The sequence below is a fragment of the Amycolatopsis sp. NPDC059235 genome, from assembly GCF_042754125.1.
Lineage (GTDB): Bacteria > Actinomycetota > Actinomycetes > Mycobacteriales > Pseudonocardiaceae > Amycolatopsis > Amycolatopsis albidoflava.
In genome coordinates, this window is the sequence record NZ_JBHZAG010000155.1 from 1 (window position 1) to 12,972 (window position 12,972).

13 protein-coding genes are annotated in these 12,972 nt (G+C 69.2%); 7 read left to right on the plus strand and 6 right to left on the minus strand.

Translation table 11 applies throughout. The annotated features are described in order from the left end of the window. Positions 1-130 precede the first annotated feature (130 nt). Complete coding sequence (locus tag ACFXI3_RS45675; protein ID WP_067576852.1) at positions 131-439, plus strand: antibiotic biosynthesis monooxygenase; 309 nt, start codon at positions 131-133, stop codon at positions 437-439. Continuing rightward, the gene (locus tag ACFXI3_RS45680) at positions 432-1,235 is read left to right on the plus strand and encodes an NAD-dependent deacetylase (RefSeq protein WP_378408384.1); all 804 of its coding nucleotides are present in this window, start codon (positions 432-434) and stop codon (positions 1,233-1,235) included. Before ACFXI3_RS45675 ends, ACFXI3_RS45680 begins: the two co-directional genes overlap by 8 nt. Here ACFXI3_RS45680 and ACFXI3_RS45685 read toward each other — a convergent pair. Both ACFXI3_RS45685 and ACFXI3_RS45690 read right to left on the minus strand, forming a co-directional pair. Then, a complete protein-coding gene (locus ACFXI3_RS45685) occupies positions 1,222-1,650 on the minus strand; it encodes an acetyltransferase (protein WP_378408386.1) in 429 nt (142 codons plus the stop codon). The genes ACFXI3_RS45680 and ACFXI3_RS45685 overlap by 14 nt on opposite strands. Further along, a complete protein-coding gene (locus ACFXI3_RS45690; RefSeq protein ID WP_344265432.1) occupies positions 1,647-2,600 on the minus strand; it encodes an endonuclease/exonuclease/phosphatase family protein in 954 nt (317 codons plus the stop codon). The genes ACFXI3_RS45685 and ACFXI3_RS45690 overlap by 4 nt, the downstream gene beginning before the upstream one ends. 106 nt (positions 2,601-2,706) lie before the next feature. Here ACFXI3_RS45690 and ACFXI3_RS45695 point away from each other — a divergent pair, with 106 nt between their 5' ends. Together ACFXI3_RS45695 and ACFXI3_RS45700 are read left to right on the plus strand one after the other, a co-directional pair. Further along, the gene (locus ACFXI3_RS45695; protein ID WP_378408388.1) at positions 2,707-3,684 is read left to right on the plus strand and encodes an ATP-binding cassette domain-containing protein; all 978 of its coding nucleotides are present in this window, start codon (positions 2,707-2,709) and stop codon (positions 3,682-3,684) included. Continuing rightward, positions 3,681-4,487 carry an ABC transporter permease gene (locus tag ACFXI3_RS45700; RefSeq protein WP_344265438.1) on the plus strand — a complete coding sequence of 269 codons (807 nt, stop codon included), beginning with the start codon at positions 3,681-3,683 and terminating at the stop codon, positions 4,485-4,487. The genes ACFXI3_RS45695 and ACFXI3_RS45700 overlap by 4 nt, the downstream gene beginning before the upstream one ends. Positions 4,488-4,560: 73 nt before the next feature. On the opposite strand, the gene ACFXI3_RS45705 is transcribed toward ACFXI3_RS45700, so the two are convergent. Next, positions 4,561-5,370, minus strand: coding sequence for a helix-turn-helix domain-containing protein (locus ACFXI3_RS45705; protein ID WP_378408390.1), 810 nt, complete (start codon positions 5,368-5,370; stop codon positions 4,561-4,563). Between the two features lie 108 nt (positions 5,371-5,478). On the opposite strand from ACFXI3_RS45705, the gene ACFXI3_RS45710 reads away from it, so the two are divergent. Then, on the plus strand, positions 5,479-5,892 hold the full coding sequence (locus tag ACFXI3_RS45710; RefSeq protein WP_378408392.1) for an SRPBCC family protein: 414 nt from the start codon (positions 5,479-5,481) through the stop codon (positions 5,890-5,892). Here the strand turns inward: ACFXI3_RS45710 and ACFXI3_RS45715 are convergent. Both ACFXI3_RS45715 and ACFXI3_RS45720 read right to left on the minus strand, forming a co-directional pair. After that, the gene (locus tag ACFXI3_RS45715) at positions 5,881-6,900 is read right to left on the minus strand and encodes an amidohydrolase family protein (protein ID WP_378408394.1); all 1,020 of its coding nucleotides are present in this window, start codon (positions 6,898-6,900) and stop codon (positions 5,881-5,883) included. The two genes, ACFXI3_RS45710 and ACFXI3_RS45715, sit on opposite strands and share 12 nt — an antisense overlap. An 89-nt stretch (positions 6,901-6,989) precedes the next feature. Beyond that, complete coding sequence (locus ACFXI3_RS45720; RefSeq protein WP_378408402.1) at positions 6,990-10,160, minus strand: BTAD domain-containing putative transcriptional regulator; 3,171 nt, start codon at positions 10,158-10,160, stop codon at positions 6,990-6,992. A gap of 146 nt (positions 10,161-10,306) precedes the next feature. Between ACFXI3_RS45720 and ACFXI3_RS45725 the strand changes: the two genes are divergently transcribed. Both ACFXI3_RS45725 and pcp read left to right on the plus strand, forming a co-directional pair. Beyond that, positions 10,307-11,752, plus strand: coding sequence for a M1 family metallopeptidase (locus ACFXI3_RS45725; RefSeq protein WP_378408396.1), 1,446 nt, complete (start codon positions 10,307-10,309; stop codon positions 11,750-11,752). Then, positions 11,749-12,354 (plus strand): pyroglutamyl-peptidase I, encoded by a 606-nt coding sequence (pcp, locus tag ACFXI3_RS45730; protein ID WP_378408398.1) that lies wholly within the window; start codon positions 11,749-11,751, stop codon positions 12,352-12,354. The genes ACFXI3_RS45725 and pcp overlap by 4 nt, the downstream gene beginning before the upstream one ends. A 3-nt stretch (positions 12,355-12,357) precedes the next feature. On the opposite strand, the gene ACFXI3_RS45735 is transcribed toward pcp, so the two are convergent. After that, positions 12,358-12,741, minus strand: a complete 384-nt coding sequence (locus tag ACFXI3_RS45735; RefSeq protein WP_378408400.1) for a hypothetical protein — start codon at positions 12,739-12,741, stop codon at positions 12,358-12,360. Positions 12,742-12,972 lie beyond the last annotated feature (231 nt).

The window sequence follows — 12,972 nt, forward strand, 5'->3', positions numbered from 1 at the left end:
CGTCTGACGGAGCTGCGTGCACGGCCCCCCGGGCCGGGCGCGCAGCTCCGTCAGACGCCGACTTAAAGGCGATCCCGCCCGCGGCGGCGAAGCCGACGCCATCAAACACAGCTTGCAATAAACTCAACCCATGGCTGTAGTCAAGATCAACGCAATCGAGGTCCCTGAAGGCGCCGGCCCCGAGCTGGAGAAGCGGTTCGCCGCGCGGCTGCACTCCGTCGACAACCAGGAAGGTTTCCTCGGCTTCGAGCTGCTCCGCCCGATCGCGGGCGAGACGCGCTACTTCGTGTACACGAAGTGGGAGACCGAGGAGCACTACCAGGCCTGGGCGGGCGGTCCGGCGCGCGAGGCGCACGCGGGCGAGCGCAAGAATCCGGTGTCGACCGGCGCGAATCTGCTGGAGTTCGAGGTCGTGCAGGCATCGAAGCCGGGTGAGTGACGAACTCTCCCGCGCGGCCGAGCTGATCTCGGGTGCCGGCGCGCTGCTCGTGTGCGCCGGCGCCGGGATGGGCGTCGACTCCGGGCTGCCTGATTTCCGTGGCGGGGAAGGGTTTTGGCGAGCTTATCCGCCGTACGCCGGGCTCGGGCTGCGGTTCGAGGAGCTGGCGGACCCGCGGCATTTCGCCTCAGATCCGGAGCTGGCCTGGGGTTTCTACGGGCATCGGCTCGAGCTGTACCGGAAAACGGCGCCGCATCGCGGGTTCGGTCTGCTTCTCGAATGGGGGCTGGCGAAACCGGGCGGCGTGCGGGTTTTCACATCCAATGTGGACGGACAGTTTCAAGCGGCGGGATTTCCGCACGTCGCCGAGGCGCACGGGTCGATCCACCATCTGCAGTGTCTTGCCGGGTGCTCGCGGGAGATCTGGTCGGCCACAGAAATCAGGGTCGAAATCGACGAGGCGACGATGCGTGCCCGGCCGCCGTTGCCGTCCTGTCCGCGCTGCGGCGGTTTGGCGCGGCCGAACATCCTGATGTTCGGGGATTTCGACTGGGTTCCCGACCGGAGTCAGGAACAGCTGGACGAACTCACCGCTTGGCGTCGTGCGCATCGCGACGTAGTGGTGGTCGAAATCGGTGCCGGACAAGCGGTTCCGACGGTCCGACGATATTCCGAACTCGCCAGCGCGGCGACGGGTGCGTTGGTCCGGATCAATCCGCGCGAGCCGGAGATCCGGCACGGGCGCGGGGTTTCGATCGCCGCGGGCGCGCTGGAGACGTTGGTCAAGCTCGTTTGAGCTCCAGCAAGGGGAACGGGCGGCCGTCCGAATCGGTCTCCTGCCTGCCGACAACCTCGAACCCGTGGTGCAGATAGAAACCGACTGCCTGCGGGTTCTGCTCGTTCACGTCCAGCGTGAGGTCCGGGTAGCGGTCCAGCGCCGCGCGCAACAAAGCCGTGCCGACGCCGCGACCGCGGAAATCGTCGTGCACGAAGAGCATTTCCAGCTTTCCCTCGGCGATTCCCGAGAAGCCCGCCGCGATTCCGTCGACCTCCGCCACAGTGAGGTCCACTTCCGGGAAGTAGAGCGGGACGCGCGTGGCGTAGTACTCGACGTCCGCCGGAGTCAGAAAGTCGTGCGTCGCCTCGACGGCGCTGCGCCAGATCTCCAGCAGACGCGGGTATTCCCCGTTGCTCGGCCGCAAGGTCGTCACGGCAGCTGCACCTCCGCGTAAACGGCCCGGTGATCGCTCCCAGGCACTTCGAAAACTTGGTAATCCCGGATCGCCACCCGGCGGTCCACCAGCACGTGATCCAGCGGCACGAGCGGGACCGCCGACGTCGACCAGGTCGGGACCATGCCGTCGCCGCGTGCCTCCGCCGCGTCGACATAGCCGCGAGACAGCACCGTCCGCAGCGCGGCGTGGTCGAGCGTCGCGTTGAAGTCGCCGGCCACCACGCGCAGCCCGTGTTCGCCGATCGCGCGCGACAGGTCCCGCATCTCCTGTTCCCACTGGTAATACCCGGAGTCCGGCGAACGCGGATGCGCGGCCACGATCTCCAACGTCGTCCCGCCGCCGAGATCCGCCGCCGCACCAGGCTGTTTCTGGACCGAATCGCCGGTGAAGTCCTCTTCGGTCAGCGGATACCGCGACACGATGCCGGAACCGTCCACACCGGACGACGGGTGCATGACGCGGTACGGCAGCGTCTGGAACAGCCCGGCCTTCTCCAGCCCGGACATCGCGGCAGGCGTCATCTCCACCAGGTTCAGCACGTCGATCCGGTGCTCCCGGACCAGCCGCACGAGCGCCGCCGGGTCAGCCTGGCCCAGGTAGAGATTGGCCGCCAGCACCCGCACCGTCTTCCCGTTCGCCGCGGGCTGGGCGTCGGGGATCACCCGCGGCGCGACGTACACCGCCAGCAGCACGGACAACGCCAGCACGACACCGCCGGTCCACCACCGCCGCAGCATCAGCGCGAGCGCGGCGAGCAGCACGCCGTAGATGACGAAGTACGGCGTCAGCGCCAGCAAGGCGGTCAGGTACCAGCCGCTGCCGTCCCAGCCGATCGTGCGCAGCACGGCCACCGCCAGCAGCGGCAGTGCGACCAGCACGAGCAGGCTCGTGACCAGCCGGCTGCGCCTCCGCGCCTCCATCACCATGATCCCGAGTATGCCGGGCGCGCTGACAGGTCCGTGTCAGCGCCGTGTGCGCGGCTTGCCAGCGCCTCCGTCCACTGTGTGCTGGAGCGACACAGGAGGAGGCATCATGTCGCATGCGATCCAGGCCGAGGGCCTGGTCAAGCATTTCGGGGAGACGAAGGCGCTGGACGGGGTGGACCTCGAGGTCCCGTTCGGGAAGGTGGTCGGGGTGCTCGGGCCGAACGGCGCGGGCAAGACGACCGCGGTCCGCATCCTGGCCACCCTGCTGAGACCGGACGCGGGGCGGGCCACGGTCGGGGGTTACGACGTGGTCCGCGACCCGGTCCGGGTGCGCGGGCTGATCGGGCTCACCGGACAGTACGCGTCGGTGGACGAGGACCTGAGCGGCACCGAGAACCTGGTGCTGATCGGGAAGCTGCTGAACCTGTCCAGGGCCGACGCCCGGGCGCGGGCGGCCGAACTGCTGGAGCGGTTCGAGCTGACCGACGCGGCCAAGCGGCCGATCCGGACGTATTCCGGCGGCATGCGGCGCAGGCTCGACCTGGCGGCGAGCCTCGTCGGCCGTCCCGCCGTGCTGTACCTGGACGAGCCGACGACCGGACTCGACCCGCACGCCCGCAACGAGGTGTGGGCGGTGGTCCGCAGCCTCGTCGCCGACGGCGCGACAGTGCTGCTCACCACGCAGTACCTGGAGGAGGCCGACCAGCTGGCGGACCGGATCACCGTGTTCGACCACGGCCACGTGGTCGCCGACGGCCGCGCCGACGAGCTGAAGCGGCGGGTCGGCGGGCAGACGCTGCAGGTGCGGCCGACGTCGCTGAGCGACCTCGACGAGGTCGACCGGATCCTGGCCGAACTCACCGGCGTCCGTCCGGCCCGCGACAACGCGACCGGGCTGCTCACTGCGCCGGTGTCCGACCCGGTGCTGCTGTCCACGCTGGTGCGCCGCCTCGACTCGGCGGGCATCACCTCCGACGAACTGGCACTGCGGCTGCCCAGCCTCGACGAGGTGTTCCTCGCGCTGACCGGGCACACCGCCGACGAGCCGAAGCCGGAGCGCGAACTCGAAGGGAGCCGCTCGTGACCACCGCGACCGCCGTGGCGGCCCCGCCCCGGCACATCAGCCCCGTCCAGGGCGCGAAGCACGCGCTTTCGCTTGCCTGGCGGGGAATCCTGAAGATCCGCAAGAATCCGGAACAGCTGGCCGACGTCACGCTGATGCCGATCATCTTCCTGCTGATGTTCACCTACCTGTTCGGCAACGCGCTGAGCGGTTCGATCGAGAACTACCTGCAGGCGCTCGTGCCGGGCCTGATCGTGATGAACATCCTGCAGGCGTCGCTGACGGTCGGCACGCAGCTCAACACCGACATCACCAAGGGCGTCTTCGACCGCTTCCGCTCCATGCCGATCGCTCGTTCGGCTCCGTTGGTCGGCGCGGTGCTGGCCGACCTCGTGCGGTACGTGGTGTGCCTGACGGTCCTGCTGGTCGTGGCGACCGTGATGGGCTTCCGCGTGCAGACCGGTCCCGGGGAGTTCGTCCTCGCGATTCTGCTGGCGATCGCGTTCGGCCTGTGCTTCTGCTGGGGTTCGGTGTTCGTCGGAATGCTGATGAAGTCCCCTGGCGCGGCGCAGGGCCTGATGTTCGTCTTCATCATGCCGCTGACGTTCGGCAGCAACGTGTTCCTCCCGACGGCCACGATGCCGGGCTGGCTCAAGGCGTGGGCGGACATCAGCCCGGTGAGCCTGTTGTCCGACGTGATGCGCGGCCTGCTCAACGGCGGCGTCGCCTACGGCGGCTCCCTGCTGGGCGCGCTGGCGTGGATGGCCGGCGCGGTCGTGGTGTTCTTCCCGCTCGCGACGTGGGCTTACCGCAAGCGGGTCTGAGGGCGTCCTGCACGGGGGTGTGGACGCTGTGAGTGAGTGTCTGTGTCCGGGTTCCACAGCCGGGCACAGGCACTCACTTTTTTGTCGCGAGCAGCCTGCGCACTGCGGTCGGGGTGTGTCCGAGGTGCTCCCGCACGGTTCGGCACAGGTGGGCCTGATCGGCGAACCCGAGGTCTGCGGCGAGGGCGGCCAAGCTGGGTTCGCCTGCCTCCAGCCGGTCCAGCGCGCGGGCTACGCGCACGCGGTTGCGGTATTTGGTCAGCGACACTCCCAGTTCGCGGGTGAAGGCTCGGCTGAGCCGGTACGGCGAGACGCCCAGCAGCGCTGCCAGCGGAATCAGCCCGGTCGCGGCGGGATGCTCGTCGCCGATCGCGGCGCGGGCCTGGGCGGTCAGCGCGCGGTCGCCGGTCTGGTCGCTGTCCGGGACGGTCGTCGCCACGACCTGCCGGACCACTGCGGCTACCAGGCCGATCAGTCCTTCCGTCGCCGCGTAACCAGTGTCGGCGGTTCGGGTGGCGGCGAGGAGCCGGCGGTGGGCGAGGTCGAGCGGGCCGTCCACGTAGAGCGTTGAGCGGTCCAGCTGCGGTGCGTCGCCGGCCAGGGTGCGCCAGAACGCCGGGGTCAGGCTGATCGAAGTGCACCAGTCACCGCCGGCGGGATGGGCGAAGTGCTCCTCCTCGCCGGGCATTCCGACGTAACCGACGGTGCGGTCGAGGTCCGCGCAGACCCCGCGGCCGCGGCGGCGGAACCCGCCGCGGCGCACGAGCACGAGCCGCACGTCCTCGCGCGGCTGCTCGGCCGACCAGCCGCGGTGATCGTCCCGGCAGTCCACCGCTCCGACGGAGAACTCCGGGCGAGTGGCGAGACCGGCGAAGGAGAGCACATCCGGAGGTTACGGCGGGGGTCTGACAATTCCGCAAGGATCTTCAAGACTCACGGGCCAGGACCGGGCAGGATCCGTTGTCACAGCCCGAAAAACGAAGCAGGAGACATGGCGACCATCCGCGAAGAAGCAGTGCTCGAGTCCAGTGCCGACGACGTGTGGGAGGTGATCAGCGACTTCTCCGCGGGTCCTCGGCGGATGGCACCGGGGTTCGTGGTGGACAGCCGGCCAGAGGAGGATTGCCGGGTCGTCAGCTTCGCCGACGGCACGGTCGTCCGGGAACGGCGGGTCGGCGTCGACCATGGCGCACGCCGGATCGTCTACTCGGTCGTCGGCGGCGACGTCCAGCCCGAACACGACAACGCGTCCATGCAGGTCCTCGCCGACGGCGAACAGCGGTGCCGGCTGGTGTGGACCCGCGACGTGCTCCCCGACGAGCTGGCCGCTCCGATGGCCAAAGCGATGTCAGCCGGTCTCGAGGTGATCAAGCGGACCCTCGATCACCTACGCTCACCCGAGTGAAGCTCCCGCGAGGTGGCCGGTCAGCCGTTCCCAGTTCCCGGAGCCGATGGCGGCCTTCGCTTCCTCGCTGAACGGCGCCGCCTCCAGAAACGACCGCGCGACCCCGCCGCTCGTGTCCAGATAAGGAAAACCGCCGGGCCGGGTGCCGAAGGTGTAGGGATAGTCGGTCGAATACAGCATCCGCTCCGTCCCGACCACCTCGGCCGCCCAGCGCAGGTAGCGTTCGCTGACCGTGCCGCTGCCCGCGATCCAGAAGTTCCGGCGGAAGTACTCGGCCAGCGGCTGCCGGAGTCCGGCCATTTCCTGAAGGAAGCCGACGTGGTCGAGGTAGAACAGCACGACCTCGCCCCAGTGCCCGGCGATCACCTGCAGTTCGGGATGCCGGTCGAAGACTCCGGAGAAGATCATCCGCAGGTATTGCACGCCGAGGTCGTAGTACCAGCCGAGCCCGGCGGTCGCCAACGCTGGCCCGACGCCGTTGGGCAGCCCCGAGTAATACGCCTCCTGAACCGCTCGCACGGGAGCCTGCGGGTGGAAGTGCAGCGGGACTCGAAGTCGTGAGGCGGTTCCGTAGAGGTCGTCGAATTCCGGTGCGTCGGCCAGTTTGTCGCCGGTGCGGCCGTACAGCATCGCGCCGCGGAACCCCAGGCTGACCGCGCGTTCCAGCTCCTCGGCGGCGGCTTCGGGCGAGGAGGTCGGGAGAGTGGCGAAGGCCTGGAATCGCGTGGGGTTCGCGGCGACGATCTCGGCGAGCGCGTCGTTGGCCTCCCGCGCGACGGGCACGGCATCGGCGGCCGGAAGGTTCTGCACCCCGGGAGTGGACAGGGATAACACCGCTACGTCGATGCCCTGCTCGTCCATGTCGGCGAGACGTCCTTCACCGACGTCGCGCAGGCGTCGCGTGACCGGATGATCCTCGGGATAGCCGTGCGGCTGGACTCCCGCCTTCGCCCACGCGTCGCGCAGGACGGGCAGGACCACGTGTTCTTCCAGGGCGACGATGCGCATGGCAGCTCCTCGATGTTTCCAGTGATACTCATCGCAGAGTATCACTGGAAACATCATCGGAAGCAAGGAACGGTTATCACTGATAACGCCTACTCGCGTGCGCGTTCCGCCCGGACCGCCTCGATCGCCTCGGCCCGTTCCAGCCGCGAGGTCTCGGCCACGATCGCCTCGTACCGTTCCGCGCCCAGCTCCCGGTTCAGGCCGGCGATCAGCTCCCGGACCTCCGGGCTGCCCAGGTCGAACCGGCCGCGCACCACCGCGCTCAGCGCCAGCACCCGAGCGGACGACTCCAGCCGCCCCTGCCGGTACCGGATCCGCGCCAGCAGTTCGACTATGGCTGCCAGGTCCGGCATGTCGAAGCGCCTGGCCGTCTGCTCGACCACCTCGAACACCGCTGGCTCCGCTTCGTCCGGGCGGCCTTCGGCGAGCAGCAGAGCACCCTCGATGGCGCCAAGCCATTCCGTCTCGAAGCCCTCCGGCGTCGGCCAATCCGCGCGCGCCGACTTCATTTCCCGGAACACCTCCCGCGCCTGCCCGACGTTGTTCTCCCGGATCAGCAACTCGGCCCGGCCAAGCAACACGATCAGCCGCAATCCGTTGTTCCCGCCGGAAGCCGCGTAGCGTTCGGCGGCTTCCAGGTCCCGCCACGCGCCTTCTTGGTCACCGGCGCGCGAACGTTCGATCGCCAGCCGCCACCACTGCTGCACGATGTCGTCCCGCGACCGCAGTTCCATCATCAGCCGCAGGCCCTCGGCGTACCCGGCGATCGCCCCTTCGTGGTCGCCGGACTGCGATTGTGCCGCGGCCCGGAAACCGTGCGTCATGCCGAGGCCCCAGCGGTCGCCGACCTCGGCGAAGCCAAGGTGCGCGAGCTCGCGCGCCCGGTCCGCGCTCTTGAGATCGCCGGTGTCGCCGAGGACGAAGCTCTCCGCCCAGTGCCCGGCGGCGCGGCTCCAGACGTCGTCCCGCTCGACCGCCCGGCGGATCTCGCGCTTCGCCAGGTCGCGTTCGCCGTTGAGATAAGCCACTATCGGCAATCCGACCCAGAGCCACGGATTCTTTTCCGCCGCACCGGTCCGCACGCATTCCTCGATCAGCTCGGGGACGTCCACCTTCTCGTGCGGACCGGCCATGACCCGCATCAGCACCTGGATCAGCCGCAGGCTCGCCGCCATGTCCGGCGACAGCTCGCCGCCCATTTCGAGCACCTCGTCCACGAACAGCGCGGCCCGCTCGTTCTGCCCGATGATATTGAAATACCAGAACAATCCGAACAGCAGCCGAGCCGCCGATTCCGCGGAACCCGACTCGATCGCCGCCCGCAGCGCGGAGGTGAAGTTGTCGATTTCGTGCTCGTACACGTCGATAGCCTGGAGCTGCTCCCGTGCGCGCAGCAAAGGTTCGTTGCGGTCGGCCAATTCCGTGTAGTACGAGACCATCGCCACCCGCAGCCGCTCCTTCTCGCCGGACTCGGCGAGCCGCTCGGTGGCGTAAGCGCGCAAGGTTTCCAGCAGGCGGTACCGCATGCCCACCACGTCCACAATGGACTTCTCCACCAGCGAACCCAGTACGTACACGATGTCGTCGGCGGGCAGTTCGTCGTCCGAGCAGACGTTTTCCACTGCCTCCTCGGAGAAACTCGCCGCGAACACCGCGAGCCTGCGCGCGAGCCGGACCTCCGCGTCGCTCAGCAGATCCCAGCTCCACTCCACCACGGCGCGCAGCGTGCGCTGGCGCGGCAGCGCCGTCCGGCTTCCGGAGGTGAGCAGCCGGAACCGGTCGTCCAACCGTTCGGCAATCTGTTCGGCGGTCATCGACCGCAACCGCGCGGCGGCCAGTTCGAGCGCCAGCGGCATCCCGTCGAGCCGGCGGCAGATCTGCCGCACCGCGTCCACTGTGGACTCATCGAGCCGGAAACCGGGCCGTACCGCCATCGCACGGTCGAGAAAAAGCCGGACGGAATCGAGCGTGCCGACGTCCGCGGGCGGCGCGGCCTCGTCCGGAACCGGCAGCGGGCCGAGCGGGCACAACGCTTCCCCGGTGATCGCGAGCGGTTCACGGCTCGTCGCGAGCACTCGCAACGCCGGCAGCCGCCGCAGCAGGTTGTCGGCCAGCTCCGCGGCGGTGTCGATGACGTGTTCGCAATTGTCCAGCACCAGCAACACGTCCGCGCCGCTGAGCGTTTCCACCGCGTGCTCGAACGGATCGACCTGCCGACGCCGAGCGTCGGTCTCCGTCGTCCGGAGATCGCGGACCTCCAACGCGTTGAGCAGCGCGGCCAGCACGTCTTCCGCATCCCGCACGCCAGCCAGCGGCACGAACCACACCAAGCCGCGCGAGTGCGCCGGATGCCGCGAAGCCGCTTCCGTCGCGAGCCGCGTCTTGCCAGCTCCGCCGGGGCCGACGAGCGTGACCAGCCGGGATCCTTCGAGCAGTTCGGCCAGCAGCTTCAGCTCGTCGGTGCGGCCGATGAAGCTGGTGAGCCGCTGCGGCAACCGGTCCGCCACCGTGGCGACTGGCGTGTATTCGCCGCGCAGCGCACGCAGGTGCACTTCCTGCAGTTCCGCCGACGGGTCGACGCCCAGCTCGTCGGCCAGCGTCGTGCGGATCGCGGAGTACGCGGCGAGCGCGTCGGCCTGTCGTCCGGCAGCGGAAAGCGCACGGATTCGCAAGCCAGCCAACCGTTCCCGCAACGGATGCGCCTGTGCGGCCGCGGTGAGTTCCGCGAGCACGTCCGCGTGCCGCCCCAGCCGCAGCTCGGCTTCGAACCAGTCCTCAGTGGTCTCCGTGCGCCGCTCCTCCAGCAGAGTCGCGGGCGCGGCGGCAAACGGCGCGTCCAGCACGTCCGCGAGCGCCGCCCCGCGCCACAACGCGAGCGCGGCGGCGAGCGATTCGGCGGCGGTACCGTCCCGGCCAGCGGCAAGTTCCCGGCGCCCTTCGGCGGACAACTGCTCGAACCGGTGGAGATCCACCGCTTCGGGCGGCACCGCGAGCCGGTAACCGCCGTTGACCGACTCCAGGTCGACCGCCGCGGGCCGCAGCGCACGACGCAGCCGGGAGACGAGCGACTGGAGCGCGTTGGCCGCGTCAGCCGGGGGTTCAGCGCCCCACAGGCCGTCGATCAACGCCTCGGCGGGCACCGCGCGCCCGGCGTCGAGCGCGAGCCGCGAAAGGAGCATGCGAAGGCGGGCTCCGCCGATGTCGATCGGCGTGCCGTCCTCCCCGTCCGCTCGCAGCGGGCCCAGCAGCGCGACGCGCATGAGGTCCAGCTTTCCAGACGACGACCACATCGTGCCGGGGCCCGACGGAAGTGTGGACTTTCGAGACAATCTGCCCACCTTGCGGTTACTCCATGCCTTCCCGGCGCTACGTTGCGGAGGGTTCACACGCAGACACAGGAGCGCCCATGAGAGCACTGCACCGCTGGCGTCGCCCGGCAGTGACCGTCGCAGCCACCCTCACCGCATTGACGCTCGGCACGGGAATCGCGTCGGCCGGACAGGACGGCTGGGACCGGCCGACCCCCGGTTCGGACGGCGCCGGAGACAGCTACTACCCGCAGGACGGCAACGGCGGGTACGAGGTCTCCGACTACGACCTCAGGGTCAACTACGCCCCGGACACCCACCAGCTCGCCGGGGTCCAGACGGTCCACGCGAAGGCGACCCAGTCGCTCAGCTCGTTCGACCTGGACCTCCGGGGCCTCACGGTCGACGCGGTCCGGGTCAACGGCGTGCCCGCGAAGTTCACCCGCACCGGCGACCACGAACTCGTGATCACGCCGAAGATGCCGCTATGGAAGGGCCTGCCGTTCACCACCGAGGTCGCCTACCACGGCGTCCCGGTCGCGATCGACGACCCGAACCTCGGCAAGAACGGCTGGCAGTTCACCAAGTCCGGCGGCGCGTTCGCGGCGGGCGAGCCGAAATCGGCCACCACCTGGTACCCGGTCAACGACACCCCGCGCAACAAGGCCCGGTTCCGGCTGTCGATCAACGTCCCGAACGAATGGGGCGTGATCGCGAACGGCCGCGAGGTCGGCTCGTACCGCACGCGCACGGGCACCACGCACGTCTGGGCGGAGGACACCCCGACCGCGTCGTACATGACCACGGTCGCGATCGACAAGTGGACCTTCAACAAGCGCCAGCGCGCGGACGGCACCCCGATCGTCAGCGCGTACGCGCCGGGCACCTCGGACGCCACGAAGCAGGCCGACGCCCAGCTGCCGGAGGTCATCGACTTCCTCGAATCGAAGTTCGGCAAGTACCCGGTGGACGCCGCGGGCGGCATCTACCTGACTGAGCCGATCGGGTTCTCGCTCGAGACGATGAGCCGGCCGATCTACTCCGGCCGCGCGGGCAACATCGGCACGATCGTGCACGAGAACGCGCACCAGTGGTGGGGCGACACGGTCGCCGTCGACCATTGGAAGGACGTCTGCCTCAACGAATGCTTCGCGTCTTACGCGACCTGGTTGTGGGCGCAGAAGAACGGCGAGGACCTCGACGCCCGGTACCTCGACGCCGTCGCGTCGGCAGGCGATTCGTTCTGGGCGGGCAAGCTGTACGACATGGGGCCAGGCCACGAGTTCACCTACGTGTACTCCAAGGGCCCGGTCATGCTGCACGCGCTCAGCAAGTACATGGGACAGGACGCGTTCGACCAGGTGCTCAAGACCTGGAACACCGTCCACCACAACGGGAACGCCAGCATGCAGGAGTTCCAGAAGTACTGTGAGAAGGTGTCCGGCATGGACCTGCAGGGCTTCTTCGACGCGTGGATCTACGGCAACGGCAAGCCGTCGGACGAGTTCCTCTACCCGGGCGACCTCAAACCGGCGGCGAAGTGACGGTTCTGCTGACCGGGTTCGCGCCCTTTGACGGAGCGGCGTCGAATCCTTCTTGGCAGGCAGCTTCGCTGGCAGCGGCGCGGCGGACGGACACGGTGGCGGTAGAGCTGCCGTGCGAGTTCGACGCGTCGCTGCCGGCGCTGCGGGCCGCGATCCTGGCGCACCGGCCGGAACTCGTCGTCTGCGCCGGGCTCGCCGGCGGACGCGAGCACGTCACGCCGGAACGAGTGGCGATCAACCTGATCGACGCCCGGATCCCGGACAATGCCGGCGCGCAACCGGTCGACGTCCCGGTGGTCGAGGGCGGGCCCTCCGCGTACTTCACCACGCTGCCGGTGAAAGCGGCGGTCGCGGCGATCGAGGCGGCGGGACTGCCCGCTGCCGTGTCGTACACCGCCGGGACTTACGTGTGCAATCAGGTCTTCTACGGCCTGATGCACCTGATCGCGACGGAGTTTCCCGGACTGCGCGGCGGTTTCGTGCATGTGCCGGAGGAATCCCAGCTGTCACTGGACTCGACCGCGCGAGCGCTCGAGATCGTGGCGAACACCGCGCTGACCGTGGACAAGGACGTCACGACCTCAGCGGGCACGCTGCACTGAGCTTTACTCGCCGGGCTGCACGGTCTGTTGGAAATACTGCACCAGATCCTGCGGCCTGCGGCTCGTGTGCGACGGGCTGGTGTCCATCACGGTGCCGACCACGGGGATTCCGTCGGCCTGATAGATCAGCAGGCCCAGCTTCGGTCCGACACCCGCGACGTAACGGCCGCTCAGTCCGGTGCGGGTGCGCCAGGTGTCGGTCTCGACGCGACCGGTCATGTCCTTGCGCGCTCCTGGCTCGACCTGGGCGAGCATGAGTCCTTCGTGGAACGCGACCGTGGTCTTGTCCGGGAAGCGGCACAGTGCGGTGCGCAGTGCGCCTAGGGCTTTCGCCAGTTCCGGGTCGTCTGAGCAGGTGGCGCGGGTTTGGATGCTCGGACCGGACAAGCGGCGCATGCACCGGGTGAGGCCGTTTTCGCCGGGAAGCGCCGCTTGCACGCCGACGCAGGCGGCAGCGCGAGCCGCGCTGCTGGACGGGCTGGCGGGCGCTGACTGGTTCGCGGCGACTGGCGGAGTTTTGTGGGGGGCCCCCGGGGGGGCGCCGGCGGGGCCCAAACCCCCCCCCCCCCCCCCCCCCCCCACGGAGTGCCCCCATAAAAAAGGTGTGCGGGGCATGTT

Bases quoted from the DNA above. Each gene is read 5' to 3' on its own strand.
- ACFXI3_RS45725 (WP_378408396.1), top strand. From the start codon at position 10,307: ATGAGAGCACTGCACCGCTGGCGTCGCCCGGCAGTGACCGTCGCAGCC.
- ACFXI3_RS45690 (WP_344265432.1), bottom strand. From the start codon at position 2,600: ATGGTGATGGAGGCGCGGAGGCGCAGCCGGCTGGTCACGAGCCTGCTC.
- ACFXI3_RS45695 (WP_378408388.1), top strand. From the start codon at position 2,707: ATGTCGCATGCGATCCAGGCCGAGGGCCTGGTCAAGCATTTCGGGGAG.
- ACFXI3_RS45710 (WP_378408392.1), top strand. From the start codon at position 5,479: ATGGCGACCATCCGCGAAGAAGCAGTGCTCGAGTCCAGTGCCGACGAC.
- ACFXI3_RS45720 (WP_378408402.1), bottom strand. From the start codon at position 10,160: ATGCGCGTCGCGCTGCTGGGCCCGCTGCGAGCGGACGGGGAGGACGGC.
- ACFXI3_RS45715 (WP_378408394.1), bottom strand. From the start codon at position 6,900: ATGCGCATCGTCGCCCTGGAAGAACACGTGGTCCTGCCCGTCCTGCGC.
- ACFXI3_RS45675 (WP_067576852.1), top strand. From the start codon at position 131: ATGGCTGTAGTCAAGATCAACGCAATCGAGGTCCCTGAAGGCGCCGGC.